Source organism: Streptomyces sp. NPDC043996 (genome assembly GCF_056435225.1).
Window position 1 is genome coordinate 165,278 of the sequence record NZ_JBWKEY010000019.1, and the last position, 16,446, is coordinate 181,723.

14 protein-coding genes and 1 tRNA gene are annotated in these 16,446 nt (G+C 74.2%); 3 read left to right on the top strand and 12 right to left on the bottom strand.

The genetic code is table 11. From position 1 onward, the window contains the following. Positions 1–76 precede the first annotated feature (76 nt). A complete protein-coding gene (locus AC07A4_RS37500) occupies positions 77–3,367 on the top strand; it encodes an AfsR/SARP family transcriptional regulator (protein WP_478607986.1) in 3,291 nt (1,096 codons plus the stop codon). On the opposite strand, the gene AC07A4_RS37505 is transcribed toward AC07A4_RS37500, so the two are convergent. The 10 genes from AC07A4_RS37505 to AC07A4_RS37550 all read right to left on the bottom strand — a co-directional run bounded on the left by AC07A4_RS37505 (position 3,339) and on the right by AC07A4_RS37550 (position 11,422). Next, positions 3,339–3,656, bottom strand: a complete 318-nt coding sequence (locus AC07A4_RS37505) for an AzlD domain-containing protein (RefSeq protein ID WP_478607987.1) — start codon at positions 3,654–3,656, stop codon at positions 3,339–3,341. The two genes, AC07A4_RS37500 and AC07A4_RS37505, sit on opposite strands and share 29 nt — an antisense overlap. Beyond that, positions 3,653–4,345, bottom strand: a complete 693-nt coding sequence (locus tag AC07A4_RS37510) for an AzlC family ABC transporter permease (protein WP_478607989.1) — start codon at positions 4,343–4,345, stop codon at positions 3,653–3,655. The genes AC07A4_RS37505 and AC07A4_RS37510 overlap by 4 nt, the downstream gene beginning before the upstream one ends. Next, positions 4,342–5,283: a branched-chain amino acid transaminase gene (locus tag AC07A4_RS37515; RefSeq protein WP_478607991.1), complete on the bottom strand. Its 942-nt coding sequence runs from the start codon at positions 5,281–5,283 to the stop codon at positions 4,342–4,344. Before AC07A4_RS37515 ends, AC07A4_RS37510 begins: the two co-directional genes overlap by 4 nt. Continuing rightward, positions 5,280–5,741, bottom strand: coding sequence for a nuclear transport factor 2 family protein (locus tag AC07A4_RS37520; protein ID WP_478607994.1), 462 nt, complete (start codon positions 5,739–5,741; stop codon positions 5,280–5,282). The genes AC07A4_RS37515 and AC07A4_RS37520 overlap by 4 nt, the downstream gene beginning before the upstream one ends. Then, positions 5,738–7,018, bottom strand: coding sequence for a DUF6421 family protein (locus tag AC07A4_RS37525; RefSeq protein ID WP_478607997.1), 1,281 nt, complete (start codon positions 7,016–7,018; stop codon positions 5,738–5,740). The genes AC07A4_RS37520 and AC07A4_RS37525 overlap by 4 nt, the downstream gene beginning before the upstream one ends. Continuing rightward, positions 7,015–7,530 (bottom strand): type 2 periplasmic-binding domain-containing protein, encoded by a 516-nt coding sequence (locus AC07A4_RS37530; protein ID WP_478607999.1) that lies wholly within the window; start codon positions 7,528–7,530, stop codon positions 7,015–7,017. The genes AC07A4_RS37525 and AC07A4_RS37530 overlap by 4 nt, the downstream gene beginning before the upstream one ends. 391 nt (positions 7,531–7,921) lie before the next feature. Beyond that, positions 7,922–8,779 carry an RNA polymerase sigma factor SigF gene (locus tag AC07A4_RS37535; protein WP_478608076.1) on the bottom strand — a complete coding sequence of 286 codons (858 nt, stop codon included), beginning with the start codon at positions 8,777–8,779 and terminating at the stop codon, positions 7,922–7,924. A gap of 155 nt (positions 8,780–8,934) precedes the next feature. After that, positions 8,935–10,044, bottom strand: coding sequence for a hypothetical protein (locus AC07A4_RS37540; RefSeq protein WP_478608002.1), 1,110 nt, complete (start codon positions 10,042–10,044; stop codon positions 8,935–8,937). 2 nt (positions 10,045–10,046) lie between these two features. Continuing rightward, positions 10,047–11,102 (bottom strand): hypothetical protein, encoded by a 1,056-nt coding sequence (locus AC07A4_RS37545; RefSeq protein WP_478608004.1) that lies wholly within the window; start codon positions 11,100–11,102, stop codon positions 10,047–10,049. 246 nt (positions 11,103–11,348) lie between these two features. Then, a tRNA-Pro gene (locus tag AC07A4_RS37550) sits at positions 11,349–11,422 on the bottom strand. 91 nt (positions 11,423–11,513) lie between these two features. On the opposite strand from AC07A4_RS37550, the gene AC07A4_RS37555 reads away from it, so the two are divergent. Together AC07A4_RS37555 and AC07A4_RS37560 are read left to right on the top strand one after the other, a co-directional pair. Next, positions 11,514–12,083 (top strand): DUF309 domain-containing protein, encoded by a 570-nt coding sequence (locus AC07A4_RS37555; RefSeq protein WP_478608006.1) that lies wholly within the window; start codon positions 11,514–11,516, stop codon positions 12,081–12,083. A 107-nt stretch (positions 12,084–12,190) separates the two neighbouring features. Next, on the top strand, positions 12,191–14,299 hold the full coding sequence (locus AC07A4_RS37560; protein ID WP_478608008.1) for an MDR family MFS transporter: 2,109 nt from the start codon (positions 12,191–12,193) through the stop codon (positions 14,297–14,299). A gap of 16 nt (positions 14,300–14,315) precedes the next feature. Here AC07A4_RS37560 and AC07A4_RS37565 read toward each other — a convergent pair whose 3' ends face one another. Together AC07A4_RS37565 and AC07A4_RS37570 are read right to left on the bottom strand one after the other, a co-directional pair. Next, positions 14,316–15,095, bottom strand: coding sequence for an SAM-dependent methyltransferase (locus AC07A4_RS37565; RefSeq protein WP_478608010.1), 780 nt, complete (start codon positions 15,093–15,095; stop codon positions 14,316–14,318). A gap of 78 nt (positions 15,096–15,173) precedes the next feature. Continuing rightward, positions 15,174–16,361, bottom strand: coding sequence for a thiolase family protein (locus tag AC07A4_RS37570; protein WP_478608013.1), 1,188 nt, complete (start codon positions 16,359–16,361; stop codon positions 15,174–15,176). Between the last annotated feature and the right edge of the window lie 85 nt (positions 16,362–16,446).

Sequence of the window (16,446 nt, forward strand, 5' to 3'; positions counted from 1 at the left end):
GCGCGGCGATGACCACCGGACGGGGGAGGACACGCGACTAGGGCAGCACCTGGCACAGGGAAGCAGAGGGAAGAGCGTGAGCCGCACCTCGGGCCCCGAGGAGTCACCGGCACCGAAGGAATCGGTGCGCGTCCGGCTCCTGGGCCCGGTGAGCGTGGAGGTCCAGGGCCGCCACGTCGGCCTCGGGCCGCAGCAGCGCGCGCTCGTCGCCGCCCTCGCGCTCGCCCGCGGCCGCCCCGTCAGCACCTCACGCCTCGCCGAACTGCTGTGGGAGGGCGACCCCCCGGACGGCGCCGTCAGCTCCCTGCGCACCCATGTGCTGCACCTGCGCCGCATCCTGGAGCCCGGCCGCCGCGCCACCTCCGGCTTCGAGGTCCTGGTCAGCGCGGGCGCCCGCAGCAACACCAGCTACACCCTCCAGGTCAGCGACCAGCAGATCGACGCCCTGCGCTTCGTGCACCTGACCGACCAGGCCCACAAGGCCGCCGCCGACAACGACGCCGACGCCGTCGTCGCCCTCCTCGATGAGGCCCTCGCCCTGTGGACCGGGCCCGCACTCGAAGGGGTCAGCGACCGCGGCTTCGCCCTGGCCGAGGCGGACCGCCTCGAAGAGCTGCGCCTGGTGGCCAGGGAGGACCGCCTCGACGCGCTCATCGACCTCGGCCGGTACGAGACTTCCGTGGCCGAACTGACCACGCTGGTCAGCGAGTTCCCGCTGCGCGAACGGCTGCGGAGCCAACTCATGCTGGCGCTGTACCGCTCGGGCCGCCAGGCGGACGCGCTCACCGCGTACCGCGACTTCTACCAGCTCCTCGACGACGAGGTGGGCATCGAGCCGGGCCGCCCGCTCAAGGAGCTCCACCAGCGCGTCCTCACCGGCGACCCCGGCCTGTTCCCCAGGCCCGCGCCCGGCCTTGACCCCGCGCCCGCCGCCCGCCCGGTGCCCCGTCAGCTCCCGCCCGACGTCGCCAGCTTCACCGGCCGCACCGCCTGTCTGCGCGAGCTCGACGCCCTGCTCGCGCAGCTCGACGCGGGCCCCGGGCAGACCCTGGTGATCTCCTCGGTCTCCGGCATGGCGGGCGTCGGCAAGACCGCGCTCGCCGTGCACTGGATGCACCGGGTGGCCGACCGCTTCCCCGACGGCCAGCTCTATGTGAATCTGCGCGGCCACACCCCCGCTGCCCCCACCACCGCCGACGAGGCCCTCGGGCAGCTCCTGCGGGCCCTCGGCGTGGGCGCCGGGCACCTGCCGGAGAGCACCGACGAGAAGGCCGCCCTGTACCGCTCGCTCCTCGCGGGCAAGCGCGTGCTCGTCCTGCTCGACGACGCGGCCGGGCTCGAACAGGTGCGGCCGCTGCTGCCCGGCTCTCCCTCCTGCTTCGTGGTCGTCACCAGCCGCAACGACCTGCGCGGCCTCACCGCCTTCCACGACGCGCACCGGGTGAGCCTCGCCGTCCTCGGCGAGGAGGAGGCGCTCGCGCTGCTCGGCCGCGTCATCGGCGCCGACCGCGTCCGCGACGAGCCGGAGGCGGCCGCCGAGGCCGTCCGGCTCTGCGGGCGGCTGCCGCTGGCCCTGCGGATCGTCGCGGCGCACCTCATCGGCGACCCGTACCTGCCGCTCGCCGAGGTCGTCAGCGACCTGCGCGGCACCGACCGCCTGGACCGGCTCACGCTCGACGGCGAGGAGCACACCGGCGTCCGCAGCGCCCTCGCCCTCTCCTACCGGACCCTGCCCGCCCCGGAACAGGACCTCCTGCGGCTCCTCTCCCTCGCCCCCGGACCCGCGGTCTCCGCCCCGGCCGCCGCCGCCCTCGCCGGGGCCAGCGGGCCCGCCACGTTCCGGGCACTGCACCAGCTGGTCGCCCGCGGCCTCCTGGAGTCGCCCCGGCCCGGACGGTTCGAACTGCACCCCCTGGTCCGCCTGTTCGCCCGCGAGCGGGCCAGGGAGACCGACAGCACGGCGGCCCGCGAAAGCGCCGTCGGCCGCCTCCTCACCTGGTACCTGGGCACCGCCGAGCAGGCCGCCCACCTGCTGTACGGCACGTTCTACTCCTGGTACGCCGCCCGCCCGCCGGAGCCGGACGGCTCCCCCACCACGCCGCTGGTCTTCGCGGGCCGCGCCGCCGCGCTCGCCTGGCTGGAGGACGAGCGCCCGGCGCTGCTCGCCTGCGCGCGGTACGCCGTCGAGCACGGGCCCCGCCCCTTCGCCTGGAAGGCCGCGCTCGCCCTCCACGGCCACCTGATGGAGCACGGCCAGCGCACCGACTGGCTGCGCGCCGCGCAGACCGGGCTGCGGGCCGCCGAGGCCGCACACGACGACCACGCGCGGGCGGTGATGCACTGGAGCCTGTGCTACGTCCTGTGGGAACTGGCCCGGCACGAGGAGGCGCTGCGGCACAGCGCCGACGCCGACGCCCTGTTCGCGCGGGCCGGGGTCCCGATGGAGCGGGCCGGAGCCGTGCTCGGCCTCGCCGCCTCGCACCGCGAGCGCGGAGCGCTGGAGCGGGCCGCCCGCGACGCCGAGCGGGCCCTGGAGCTGTACCGGCGGGACGAGCAGCCCGCCGGGGAGGCGTGGGCGCTGTTCCTGCTCGGCCGCGTCCGCCTCGACCAAGGACGCCTGGACGCCGCGCACCGGCACTTCACCGAGGCCCACGAGCGCGCCGAGGCCTCCGCCGACGAGCACACCGTGATGCTGTCCCTGTGGGGCCTCGGCGCCGCGCACCACGCGCTCGGCGCGCTCGACGAGGCACAGGACCTGCTCACCCGGGCCCTCGCCGCCGACGGCAGGCTGCTGTCCACGTACGCGGCGGAGGGCGCGCTGAACGCCCTCGCGGCGGTGTGCCGGGACAGCGGCGACCCCCGGCTCGCCCTCAAGTACGCCGTGGACGCCCTCAGCGTCACCCACCGCACCCACCGCCGCCTGGTGGAGCCGGACGCCCTCAACACCCTCGGCACGGTGCTGCTGCGCCTGGACGACGTGCCGGGCGCGCTCGACCACCACCGCCGCGCCCTGGCGGCGGCCCGCGCGGCGGGCTGCCGCCGCGCCGAGGCCGAGGCCTGCACCGGCCTCGCCGCCGCGCACCGGCACCTGGGCGAGAACCGGGACGCCCTCACGCACAACCGGCGGGCGCTGAGCACCGCGCGCCAGGCGGGGCTCGTGCTCACCGAGGGCGAGGCGCAGACGGAGCTCGCCCGGGTGCACCTGGCGCTCGGCCAGCACGACAAGGCGGCCCGCGCGATCGAGCGGGCCCTGCGGCTGCACCGGACCGCCGGGCACAGGACCGGCGTGGACCGCGCCCTGGACGTCGCCGCCGCCGTGCGGCACGCGGCCGCCGGGGTCAGCCCACGGCGCGTACCGCCGCCGTGACCGCGGCGGCCACCAGGACGACGAGCGGTACGGGTGCCTTGAGCCGCCAGGCGACGAGGGCCCCGGCGAAGCCCGCGATCCGGGCGTCGAAGGTCATGCCGTGCGCGCCCGCCGAGCCCACCAGCTGGGTGACGACCAGGACGGCGAGCAGCGCGGGCGTCAGATACTCCACGAACCGCGGGAACCAGCCCGGCAGTTCGCGGTCGCCCAGCACCAGCGAACCGGCGCCCTTGATGAGGAACGTGGTCACCACCAGGGCGCCGACGACGATCCACGGGTCGCTGCTCAACGCTTCCTCCCGGTGCGCCAGGTCCAGCCGACGGCGATGAGACAGGCCACGGCGATGGCCGCGTCGGGCACGGCCACGGCTGTGAGGACGGCGGCGCACACCGCCGCGGTGGCGGCCGCCGTCCGCTTCGGCGCGGTGCCCAGATGGGGTGCGAGCAGCAGGAAGAACAGGACCGGCGAGACGGCGTCCAGGCCGTAGTTGAGGATGTCGACCGCCTTGAACGGGCCGATCGCGCCGAGCAGGGTGCCCAGGACCCAGCCGAGCCAGAGCACAACGCCGGAGGACAGCAGCCGCACCCGGTCGAAGCGGCCGTCCGCGTCGCTCGCGATGGCCCAGGACTCCTCGATGACCAGCTGGGACTCGACCGCGCGGCGGGCCCGGCCGCCGCGCAGGGCGGGCAGGATCGCGAAGCCCATCACCAGATAGCGCAGGTTCAGCAGCGTCCCGGCCACGGCCGCGGCCGCCCAGCCGCCGCCGTTGACGATCACCGAGACCGCGGCGAACTGCGAGGAGCCCACGAAGACCAGGCCGGACATGGAGGTCGCGGCGAGCGCGCCGAAGCCCGCGCCCTTGGCGAGCACGCCGAAGGAGATGCCGAACGCGAAGATCGCGACGGTGAAGGGCACGGCCGCCCGGGCGCCGGCCACCCAGGCCGCGCGCCTGCCGCCCTCCGGGGCCGTCCTGGTCATCCCACCGGGCGTGGCGGGGTCGCCGCGGCCGCCTCGTCAAGGGCCGGTGTCCGCTCCGGGCCGGAGCCGCCCCGTACGATCCGCGCGTAGGCGGCGGCGAGGGCCGTGCCGACCTCGCCGACGGGGAACCGGTGGCCGTCGACGGCGGCCACCGGCTGGACCTCGTACGCGGTGCCGGTGAGGAACACCTCGTCGGCGCGGCCCAGTTCGTCGGGCCACAGGTGGCGCTCGACGACGGTGAGGCCGAGGCCCCGTGCGGCCTCGATGACGGTGCGGCGGGTGATGCCGTCGAGGACGCACTCCGGTGGCGGGGTGTGCAGCGCGCCGTCGATGACCAGGAAGAGGTTGGCGCCGGTGGCCTCCGCGAGCCGCCCCTGGTGGTCCAGGAGCAGCGCGTCGTCGCAGCCCGCCGCCTCCGCCTCCTGCCCGGCGAGCGCGCCGATGGCGTACAGCGCCGCGGTCTTGGCGCGCACCGGGGCCGTCGAAGGGGCCGGGCGCCGCCAGCGCGAGGTGCGAAGGCGGATGCCGCGCGGCCCGTCGGCGAAGATCCGGGGCCAGGGCCAGGCGGCGACGGCGACGTGCACCGTGGTGTCCGGGGCGACCAGGCGCAGCGAGTCGCTGCCGCGCCAGGCGACGGGCCGTACGTAGCCGTCGCCGATGCCCGCCGCGGCCACCACCCCGCGGGTGGCCGCGTCCAGGTCCGCGGCCGTGTACGGCAGCGCGAAGCCCATCTCGCGGGCCGACGCCAGGAGCCGGTCGCTGTGCGCGCGCAGCGCGAAGACCCGCCCTTCGTAGGCCCGTTCGCCCTCGAAGACGCTGCCGCCGTAGTGCAGTCCGTGGCTGAGGACGTGCAGCGTGGCCTCGCGCCAGGGCACGAAATCGCCGTCGAGCCAGATGACGCCGTCCCGGTCGTCCAGGGGCGGGGCGGCGCGGGTCATGTGGAAAACCCCCGCTCGGCGTAGGGATAGCCCTGTAGTTCGTTGGCGTCGACGGTGTCGTCGCGCCGGGACGCGTAGTAGATGCGTACCTCGTCGATCAGGCCCAAGTCGTCGAAGCGGTAGACCTCCGCGCCGCGCAGGACCTTGTTCAGGCGCGGCTTGAAGGCGGTCCACTCGCAGACGGCGGCGCGGGTGTGCTCGTCGGCGTAGACGGCGTCGACGGCCCAGTGGGAGCCGTTGGCGCGCACGTCGGCGCCCCAGCGCTCCACGATCGGGTCGATGCCGTGGACGGGCCCGGACATGCCGTGGGCCAGATAGTGCACGACCTGTTCGGACAGCACGCTCGCGAACAGGTCGCGGTCCACTGTGTTGCACGCCTCGAAGTACCGCCGCACCGCGGCGTCCATCGTGGCCCGGTCCAGGCTCCCCATGGCTGCGAGTCCCTTCTTGTCGTTCACAGTTCCGCCGGTACGAAGCCCAGCGGCGGCACGGCGGCGAGGTCCGCTCGTGCGCGCACGAGCGTCCGCTGGTCGTCGGTGAAGGCGTACCGGTCGCCCGCGTCCTCGTCGCCCGCGCGCAGCTGCGTCCGTACGAGCGCCTTGGCGGCCGCGCGGTACTCCGCGGGGGTGCTGACGGCCGCTTCCATGCCCTCGATCGTCTCGACCAGGTCCCGCAGTCCGTCGAGGACCAGGTCGGCGTCCAGGCGCAGGCATCCGTCGCAGGTCTCGGCGAGGGCGTCGCGCTCGCGCAGCCAGGAGTAGAGGAACACGCCGGTGCCCGCGTCGAAGTTGCGGACGGCGTGGGCGTCGAGCGGATAGCGGAACATACGCTCCAGGAGGATCATCGCGATCTGCTCGTCCGCGTAGGGGACGGCGCTGTCGGTGTGGCAGGCGAGCACGGTCTTGGCGTCGACCTTCGTCTCCTCCAGCAAACCGATGAACCAGTTCATCTTGAGTTTGACGTGGCGGTCGAGCGGCCACCGCCCTTGGTGGTGGAAGTAGTCGTGCAGATATCCCCAGACGGAGCGCGCTTGATAACACGCCTCGGGGTCGAGTCCGGTGGAGGCAAGCGGCACGGAATCGGGGGTGAGTACGGAGCGCGCGGACGGCACGGCGAACGTCTCGTGAATCCTGCGGAATTTGCTGAAGAAGAAGATCGCGTAGCTCTGTTCGGTCACCTTGTCGTGGGCCGCGACATTCTCCGGGAAGAAGACGATGCAGTTTCCCTTGGTGAGCCCTTCGCTGCCCGCGAGCAGCACGGTGGCCTGGCAGTTGTTCTTGGGGTGCGGATAGTGCTCCGCGAGGGCGGGCAGGGCGTCGGGCTCCTTGCGGCGCACGAGGAAGAACTCCAGGCGCTTGCCGACCGGGGGGACGCTGTTGGTGGTCTGTACGGGGGCGAGGAACGCCGCCCAGTCGCCGTCGGCCGGGGCGGTGAGGGCGTCGCGGCTGCGGGCGAAGTGCGGCGGCGCGTCGAGCCCGGCGGCCAGCCAGTCGTCGACGTCGGCGGCGAGGGCGTCGGCCTGCGGGGTCCTGCCGTGTCCCGCGAACCAGCGGACGGCCTCGCCCTTGATGGCGAGCAGGGCCTCGCGGTCCTCGGGGCCGGGCGCGGGGACGGTGCCGTCGTCGCGCTGGCGGGTGCGGAACGCGTCGATGCGGGGAAGCAGGCCGCGGCCGAGGAGCGCGGCCTCGCCGAGCATGTCGTCGTGCAGTCGGTGGGCACCGTCCACGGCGCTCACCGGGCGTTCTCCCGGACGCGGTGGACGGTGTACACCATCGGCACCTCGCCGAAGTCGCGGATGACCCGCAGGCCGTGGGCCCGCGCCGCGACGACGGTGGTGACGCACCCCTCGGCCTTGCCGTCGGCGCAGTCGATGGCGGCCTGCGCGTTGCTGGTCACCCACCGGGCCTCGCTCGCGGCCGGTACGAGACCGGCCGGGGCGGGGTGCGTGGCCACGGTGCGGGGCTCGGCGCCGGTGTCCGGTGCGACGGCGAGCACCATCGCGTGCGTGGGCCACAGGAAGCAGTCGACCATGTGGCAGCTGTGCAGGTTGCCGAAGACGAGCGTGTGCAGCTCCGGGTAGACGGCGCAGGCGAGCAGGGCGTGTTCGCCGGTCCTCGGGACGCTCGCCATCGCGTCCTCCAGGGAGGTGTGCAGGACGACCCGTCCCTCGTCCGTGAGGCCGCGCCGCCTAAACCACTGGTGGGCCGCCGCCTCCAGATTGGTTCCGGTCGGGCCCAGGGTGTGCACGTACCGTATGCCGCTGACCTGAGCGGCGGATAAGGAATCCGCGCGCGGATTTTCCCCCGTCATTTCTTCTCCCCCTTGTGTCCCCGTCTTGTGTCCCCGTGAATTTCCCTCGCGGCGTTCAAGGTGTGCCCGTCCGGTGCGGGCGGCGCGAGCGATTCAGCGGCCCCGCCGCCGTGGCCGCGGTCCGCGTCGGCGATCCTAGGCGGCCGCGGCCGAACGCGGCCAGCACGCCCTCGCCGTACCGACTGCTTTTTGGCACCGTGGCCGTTTCGGTGCGCTCAGCGTTCCGGATATCCCGCGACAAACCCTGTCGTGGCGGGTGACAGAGGGGCGGCTTTCATCCACGCGCCGGGCCGTGAGGGTACGCATTCCGTCACGCGGACGCGGGCGTTCAGGCCTCCTGGGGCAGGAGGCCCGCGCGCAGGGTCTTCAGAATGCGGGAGAGCAGCCGGGAGACCTGCATCTGCGAGACCCCGATCCGCTCGCCGATCTCCGCCTGGGTCAGCTCCGCCACGAACCGCATGTGGATGATCTCCCGGTCCCGCTCGGAGAGGCGGCCGATGAGCGGGGCCAGGCTGCTGACGTTCTCCACCAGTTCGAAGCCCTCGTCCTCGGCGCCGATGAAGTCCACCAGGGCGGCTTCGCGCTCGTCGCTGCCGGAGCCCATGAGCAGGCTGGTGTGGAGCGAGGACGAGGTGTAGGCGTTGGCGGCCTTGCGGGCCTCGACGACCTCGTCCTCCGGCAGCGACATCAGCCCGGCGAGCTCCGCGGTCGTCGGGTCCCTGTCCAGCCTGCTGGCGAGTTCCTCGGTGGCCTTCACCAGTTCGATGCGCGCCTCCTGGAGGCGGCGCGGCACGTGGACGGCCCAGCTGGTGTCGCGGAAGAAGCGCTTGATCTCGCCGACGATGTAGGGCACGGCGAAGGTGGTGAACTCCACCTCGCGCGACAGGTCGAAGCGGTCGATCGCCTTGATCAGGCCGATCGTGCCCACTTGCACGATGTCGTCCATGTCCTCGGCGCGGTTGCGGTAGCGCGAGGCCGCGTACCGCACCAGGGACAGGTTCATCTCGATCAGCGTGTTGCGGACGTACTGGTGGTCGTGGGTGCCCTCTTCGAGGACGGCCAGGCGGTCGAAGAACTGCCGTGAGAGCACCCGCGCGTTGTGCGGCTCCACCGCCGCGGGCTCTTCGATCAGTGGCAGCGCTCCGCACGCTCCGTTCCGCTCCGTCGACACCCGGGTCCCGGACACTGCACCCGTCGCGGCAGCCACACCGTCCACCTTCCTCTCGCCGAAACCGAACCCCTCCACGGGAGTTCGTCAGGCGCCTGCCCCGAGTCAGCCGCCTCATGCGTATGAGTGCGTGGTGGTGTTCCGCTTCGCCGCCGCCCGCCGCGAGGCCGAAACTAGTCGAAGCGCAGGACGCGCGGGGCGAAGGTGCCCTCGGGGCCGCCCGCGCGGCCGACCGACCACACCGTCGGCGTGCCCGGCACCGGTGCGAGCCGCAGCAGCGAGGACTCGCCCTCCCCGGCCACCGCAGGTTCGTCGTACTCGGTGAACGACTGGCCGTTCCAGGCGAGGAAGTCGGGCCCCGGGACGATCGGCGGCACGCTGCCCGGCGGGCCGAACTTCTGCGAGCGGGTCACCGCGACCCAGCCGAGCGCGCCGGACGCGGCGGGGGTCAGCGAGGTGACCGAGCCGAAGTTGGTGGGCATCGTCACCCGGCTCCACGTCTGCCCGTCGAAGCGGACGAGCAGGGGCGGGATCGGGCGGCCCGGCGGGCCGCCGATGAACCCGCCCGTGCCGCCCGCCCACACCTCCGTCGGCGAGACGGCGAGGATGCTGCCGAGGCCCGCCCGCGGGAACCCGTCCACGACCGTCTGCCGCCACTCCCGCCCGTCCCAGTGCGACACGGTCGCCCCCGAGGCGCTCGCGCCCGCGGCCCAGACGTCGTCAGCCGCCTTGACGTCCAGGCCGTACACGGAGCCCGGCGGCACCGGCAGGTCCCGCCAGCCGCGCCCGTCCCGGCGCAGCAGGGCCTGGGCGCCGTCGCGCGTGCCGATCAGCCAGGTCTCGCCGCCGCCGGTGACGACCTTGGTCAGGGCGACACCGCCCGGCGGCTTGCTCTCGCGCCAGGCTGCGCCGTCGAAGCGGAGCAGGCGGGCGCCGCCCGCCGCGTCGCGGCCGACGGCCCAGACGTCGTCCGGCGCGGTCGCGGCCACGGACAGGAGCTCGCCCTGCCAGCGGACGCCGGGCAGCCCCTGGCGCTGCCAGGCGGTCCCGTTCCAGCGCAGCGCCAGCGGGAAGCCCGGCGCCGAGCGGCCGACGGCGTCGGCGCCCACCGCCCACGCCCGGTCGGGGCCGAACGCCACGGCCTCGTTGAGCGCGGCCTGCGGGCGCACCTCGGCCGGGACCGGGACGTGCCGCCAGGACGCGGTCTCGGCCGTGGCCGGGGCCAGGGCGGCGAGGGCGGTCATGGCGATCGCGAGGGCCGCGACGAACAGTCTGCGTGCCATGGTCAGCCTCTCCGCCGTTCGCTCATCAGGTTCGGTTTCGAGCCGTAGACCTCGACGGTCCCGAAGGCCAGGAGCGCGGATCCGGTCCGCACCAGGGCCCGCGGCTTCACCTCGATCGCGTCCTCGCGCTCGGGGCCGTAGGAGAAGGTGGTGCGGCGGCCGTCCACCCGCGCGTACTTCGACTGGAATGCGCGGTCACTGACCATCGGCAGCCACAGCGCGCCGTCCGGGCCGCGCGCCATGCCCTTGGTGTAGGTGTCGCCCAGCGGCGGGTGGATGGTGCGCCAGGCGTGCCCGTTCCAGGTCATCAGGTACGTGCGGCCCACGCCGTCGGCGTACTGGCTGCCGCCGATCGCGACCCGGCCGTCCCGTTCGAGCAGCGTCGTGTGCACGTTGGCGTTGGGCGGCAGCGGCACCTCCGCGTCCCGCCACGCCGTGCCGTCCCAGCGCAGCACGGTGTTCCCCGTGCGGGTGCTCCCCCAGGCCCAGACGTCGGTGGCGGAGCGCGCGGTGATCCCCATCAGGTACAGCACCCCGTCCGGGGTGGACTGCTCGGTCCAGCGACCGCCGTCGTAGTGCAGCACCTTCAGGCCGGTGCCGTCCTCTCCGATCACCCAGGCGGCGCCCGGGACGGCGACGAAGTCCTGGTACGTCCACAGCGTCCGGGGCACCGGGACGGTGCTCCACCCCGCCGCCGACCGGCGCAGGATCTCGCCCTTCCCTTCGCTGACGCGCAGGGTCCACATCTCGTCCCCCACGAACTGCGCCTCGCGGAGCCAGCCCCGCTCACCGGCGCCGGGGAAGGTGGTGTCCCGGCTCCACTGCGCGCCGTCCCACCGGTGCAGCATCGGCCGCGGTCCGTCGGCGGTCTGCTCGTAGGAGGTGGCCCACGCCTCGCCAGGGCCGCGGGCGGCGAGCTCGGTCACGGTGACCGGCCCGGCCGCCGCCGGGACCGGCACGTCCGACCAGCCCGGCGCGGGGCGCGCGGCGGCACCGGGCGACACCACCGCGGCACACGCGAGCACCAGGCCGACGACGACCGCGCGGAGACCGTTCACGAGACCCCCCAGACCACGAAGGCCGCACAGGCTAGGGGCGTTCACCCGCCCGGGTACAGACGTCATCCGGCCGACCACGGCCCGCCCCCCTGCCACACCGGCCGCACGCGCGACGCGGCCAACTCCCGCGCGGGGGCGCCCTCGTCCAGGTCGGGGCGGGCGGGCCGCAGGGCCCCTGTCCGGGAACGGCTGAGGGGCCGTCTCAGATCTCTCTGAAACGGCCCCTCGACTCGCGACTCCGCAAAGTCGGGACGACAGGATTTGAACCTGCGACCCCTTGACCCCCAGTCAAGTGCGCTACCAAGCTGCGCCACGTCCCGGTGCGTTGTCCGCGGTGGTGTTCCGCGTGATCACGCAGGTAGAACTCTACCCCACCTGCCGGGGTGCTCCGACGCGGGCGACAATCGGGGCATGAGCGCCGCACTTGGACCTGGAGCAGGGGACCGTGACCGGGACGCGGAGGGGCGGGCCCGCAACGCGCGGCCGCGCGACGGGCTCGGCCGTCCGCTGCCGTACGGGGCGCTGGGCGTCGCGCGGCAGCCGGAGGGGGTGGTCCGCGCGCCGCGGGAGACCCTGGCGCGGGCGCAGGAGCTGCTCGGCGCCGGGCGGCCCTTCCACGCGCACGAGGTCTTCGAGGACGCCTGGAAGTCCGGGCCCGCCGGGGAGCGGGGCCTGTGGAAGGGGCTCGCCCAGCTCGCCGTGGGCCTCACGCACGCGGCGCGCGGCAACGCCAGGGGCGGGGCGCGGCTGCTGCGCCGTGGCGCGGGCGCCGTCACGGCGTGGGCCGCCGAGGCCCCGGGCCGGGAGCGGCCGTACGGGGTCGGCGTGGCGGAACTGGCGGCGTGGGCGGAGGAGTTGGCCGCGCGCGTGGAGCGGGACGGGGAGGCCGTGGACCCGGCGGCTTCGGCACCGGTGCTCGTCCAGGGCGGGCCGCCCCCGGCGCCGGGCACAGGCGGGACGGCGGCGGCCCCTCGCGGCTGACCAGCGCGGCGCCCGGCGCGGCGCCGGGTGGCGGCCCGCCGGGCGGTCCTTCACCGGACCGGACGGCCCCGCATGCACGGGTCCCCCGCCGGTGTGAGGGTGGGCCTGTGACCGTCACCGAGAACGCCGGGGCCGCGCGGGCGCCGGAGCAGGGGCCTGAAGTCCTCGACCGGCGCCGCCGCAATGTCGTGTTCGTCACGATCATGCTGGGTGTGCTGCTCGCCGCGCTCGACCAGACGATCGTCGGCACCGCCCTTCCGACGATCGTGTCTGACCTGGGCGGGGCCGCGCACATGTCGTGGGTGGTGACGTCGTACCTGCTCGCGGAGACGGTCGCGACGGTCCTCGTCGGCAAGTTCGGTGACCTGTTCGGGCGCAAGGTCGTCTTCCAGGTGTCGGCGGTCGTCTTCATCACCGGCTCGTTCCTGTGCGGCCTGGCCACGAACATGTCGCTGCTGATCGCCTGGCGGGCGATGCAGGGCATCGGCGCGGGCGGTCTGATGGTGACGGCGATGGCGCTGATCGCCGATGTGATCCCGCTGCGCGAGCGCGGCAAGTACCAGGGCGCGATCGGCGCGGTCTTCGGTGTGTCCACGGTCATCGGACCGCTGCTCGGCGGCCTGTTCACCGACCATCTGAGCTGGCGCTGGGCGTTCTATGTCAACGTGCCCATCGCGATCCTCGTCGTGGTGGCCGCCGCCCGCACCATCCCCTCGGTGCGGTCGGCGTCCCGCCCTGTCATCGACTATCTGGGCATCGCGCTCGTCGCGGTCGGCGCCAGCGCGCTGATCCTGGCGACGAGCTGGGGCGGCAACGAGTACGCGTGGGGTTCGGGCGTCGTCATCGGCCTGTTCGCGGGCGGGCTCGCCGCGCTCGCGGGCTTCTGCTGGGTGGAGACCCGCGCGGCGGAGCCGATGCTGCCGATGCGCCTGTTCGCGAACCCCGTGTTCACGGTGTGCTCGGTGCTCAGCTTCATCGTGGGCTTCGCGATGCTCGGCGCGATGACGTTCCTGCCGACGTACCTCCAGTACGTCGACGGGGACTCGGCGACGGTCTCCGGCGTGCGGACGCTGCCGATGGTCGCCGGGCTGCTCATCGCGTCGATCTTCAGCGGCAACGTGGTCAGCAGGACGGGCACCTACCGGATCTTCCCGATCGTGGGCGCCCTGGTGATGGCGGTCGGCCTGTTCCTGATGTCCCTTATGGGCAGCGCGACCAGCGCGTGGCTGGAGTCGCTGTACATGTTCGTGCTCGGCACCGGCATCGGCCTGTGCATGCAGGTGCTCACGATCGCCGTGCAGAACACCGTCGCGTACGCGGACCTGGGCACGGCGACGTCCGGCGTCACGTTCTTCCGTACGCTCGGCAGCTCCTTCGGCACGGCCGTGTTCGGCACGATCTACGCCAACACGCTGGCCCCGAACCTGCGGGACGGGGTCGCCGAGGCGGCTCGGACCGGGACGGCGCCGCAGGAGACGATCGCGAAGGCCGCGCGGAGCCCGGAGGGCCTGCACGAGCTGCCCGGAGCGGCGGCCCGGCCGATCGTGGAGGCGTACGCGGACACCCTGCAGACCGTCTTCCTGTGGACGGTGCCGGTGGCGTGCGTCGGGTTCGTCGTGGCCCTGTTCCTCAAGCAGGTCGAGTTGCGCGACAGCGCGCGGATGAGCTCCTCGGACATGGGCGAGGGCTTCGCGTCGCCGTCCTCGACGGGCGACTCGGCCCGGCTCCTGGAACTGGCCGTCGGCAACATCCTGCGCCGCAAGGGCGCGCACACCGCGCGCACCGTCATCAGCAGGTCCGATACGCGCCTCGACCTGGCCGGGGCGTGGGCGGTGATGCAGGTGGCCCTGTTCACGCGCCTGGTCGGGCACGCGAACCTCAACCTCATCGCGGCCCGGCGCCAGCTGCCGCCCGAGGTCCTGGTGCCGGTGTTCGAGCGGATGGTCGACGAGGGCTACCTCACCCGCGCGGGCACGCTCTTCCAGCACACCCCGGCGGGCGCGCGCGAGGCCGAGGTCATCGGCGCGGAGTGGACGCGGTGGCTCACCGAGGAGCTGGACAAGGACGGCGGGCGCCCCGGAGGCGGGGCCGTGCGGGACGACCGTCAGCTCCTCGCCGCCGTCGACGCGATCGCCAAGCGGCTGCTCGCGGAGGACCTGGCGCAGGGCCTCGACCGGGAGCGGGGCGGCCGGAGCGGGGCACCGGCGCCCGCGTGAGGCGCGCGCGGCCGCGTCAGGGCTTGCGACCGACGCCTCCGTAGTCGTCGACGTCCGCCACCCCCGCGCGCGGGTGGCCGGGGCTCCACCGGGACACCGGCACCACGCCGGGCGCGAGCAGTTCCAGGCCGTCGAAGAAGCGGGTGAGCTGCTCGGGGGTGCGGTTGAGGCGCGGGTTGTCGCTCGCCTTGTTCCACTGCTCGATCATCTCCCGCATCGCCTGGGGGCGGACGACCTCGGTGCTGTCGCACAGGACGAGGTGGCTGCCCGGCGGCAGCGCGTCCAGGAGGCGGCCGACGATCGCGTACGCCGTGTCGTCGACGACGTGCGCGGTGATGCCGAGCAGCATCAGGGCGACGGGCCGGGTGAGGTCCAGGGTGGCGGCGGCGCCGCGCAGGATGGTGTCGGGGTCGCGGACGTCGGCGTCGATGTAGTCGGTGACGCCCTCGGGCGTGCTGGTGAGCAGGGCCGCGGCGTGGGAGAGCACGACGGGGTCGTTGTCGACGTAGACGACGCGCGCCTCGGGCGCGACGCGCTGGGCGACCTCGTGGGTGTTGTCGGCAGTGGGCAGGCCGGTGCCGACGTCCAGGAACTGGCGGATGCCGGCCTCGCCCGCGAGGTGCTCCACGGCGCGGACGAGGAAGGCGCGCTGGGCCCGGGCGATGTCGATGATGTGGGGGTTGGCGAGGCGGATGCGCTCACCGACCTCCCGGTCGATCTCGTAGCAGTCCTTGCCGCCGAGCCAGTAGTTCCAGATCCGGGCCGAGTGCGGTACGCGGTTGTCGCTGAACGGCATGGGACCCCCCAGGTCGGCCGGACGTCACCGCACAACCTAGGGGCATCCCCGCCGGTCGCGCTGCCCGTCGCGCCGGATTCAGTCCCGCTCGACCAGCAGGGCGCTGCCCTGGCCCACGCCGACGCACATGGTGGCGAGGCCCCGGGTGGCGCCGGTGCGGCGCATGCGGTGCAGCAGGGTGGTGAGGATGCGCGCGCCGGAGCAGCCGAGGGGGTGGCCGAGGGCGATGGCGCCACCGTCGGGGTTGACCAGGTCCGGGTCGATGCCGAGGGCGTCCACGCTGGCCAGGGCCTGCGCGGCGAAGGCCTCGTTGAACTCGGCCTCCTGGAGGTCGGCGACGGACCAGCCGACGCGGCCCAGGGCCTTGCGGGTGGCGGGCACGGGGCCGATGCCCATCACGTCCGGGTGCACGCCCGCGCTGGCCCCGGCCGCGTACCTGCCGAGGGATTCCAGGCCGAGGTCGTTCAGGGCCTCCTCGCTGACGAGGAGCAGCCCCGCGGCGCCGTCGTTCATCGGCGAGGCGTTGCCCGCGGTGACGGTGCCGCCGTCGCGGAACACCGGACGCAGCTTGCTGAGCTTCTCGTACGAGGTGTCCTCACGGATGGCCTCGTCGGCTGCGACGCGGATGCCGTCCGGCGTGGTGACGGGCAGGATCTCGTCGTCGAAGCGGCCGTTCTTGCGGGCGGCGGCGGCGCGCTGGTGGCTGCGGAGGGCGAAGGTGTCCTGGCGTTCGCGCGAGACGCCGTACCGGTCGGCGACCGCCTCCGCGGTCTCCCCCATCGAGAGCAGCCCGTGCAGGTCCTTCATCCTCGGGTTGACCAGGCGCCAGCCGAGGCGGGTGTCCGCGGTCTCGATGCGGTGCGGCAGGGCCTCGTCGGGGCGGGGCAGGACGAAGGGGGCGCGGCTCATGGACTCGGAGCCGCCCGCGAGCACGATGTCGGCCTCCCCGGCGGCGATGGCGCGGGCCGCCGTGGTGACGGCTTCGAGGCCGGAGGCGCACAGGCGGTTGACGGTGGCGCCGGGCACGGACTCGGGGAGCCCGGCGAGCAGCACCGCCATCCGGGCCACGTTGCGGTTGTCCTCCCCCGCCTGGTTGGCGGCGCCCCAGTACACGTCGTCGACGCGCCCCGGGTCCAGCTGCGGCAGGTCGTCGAGGAGCCCTCGCACCACGGTCGCGGCGAGGTCGTCCGGGCGGACACCGGACAGGGCGCCGCGGAGTCTTCCGATGGGGGTGCGGCGGGCTGCGGCGAAGTGAACGGTACGCACGGCGACTCCGAGCGGCGACGGGACGAAAATTAGCGTTGCTAGTTTCTAGTCTAGGGCCCGGCCCCACGCCGGGGAAGCCCGTGCT

Coding starts and splice junctions, on each gene's coding strand:
- AC07A4_RS37555 (WP_478608006.1), top strand. CDS start 11,514: ATGAGCGCCGCACTTGGACCTGGAGCAGGGGACCGTGACCGGGACGCG.
- AC07A4_RS37515 (WP_478607991.1), bottom strand. CDS start 5,283: ATGACCCGCGCCGCCCCGCCCCTGGACGACCGGGACGGCGTCATCTGG.
- AC07A4_RS37540 (WP_478608002.1), bottom strand. CDS start 10,044: ATGGCACGCAGACTGTTCGTCGCGGCCCTCGCGATCGCCATGACCGCC.
- AC07A4_RS37565 (WP_478608010.1), bottom strand. CDS start 15,095: ATGCCGTTCAGCGACAACCGCGTACCGCACTCGGCCCGGATCTGGAAC.
- AC07A4_RS37510 (WP_478607989.1), bottom strand. CDS start 4,345: ATGACCAGGACGGCCCCGGAGGGCGGCAGGCGCGCGGCCTGGGTGGCC.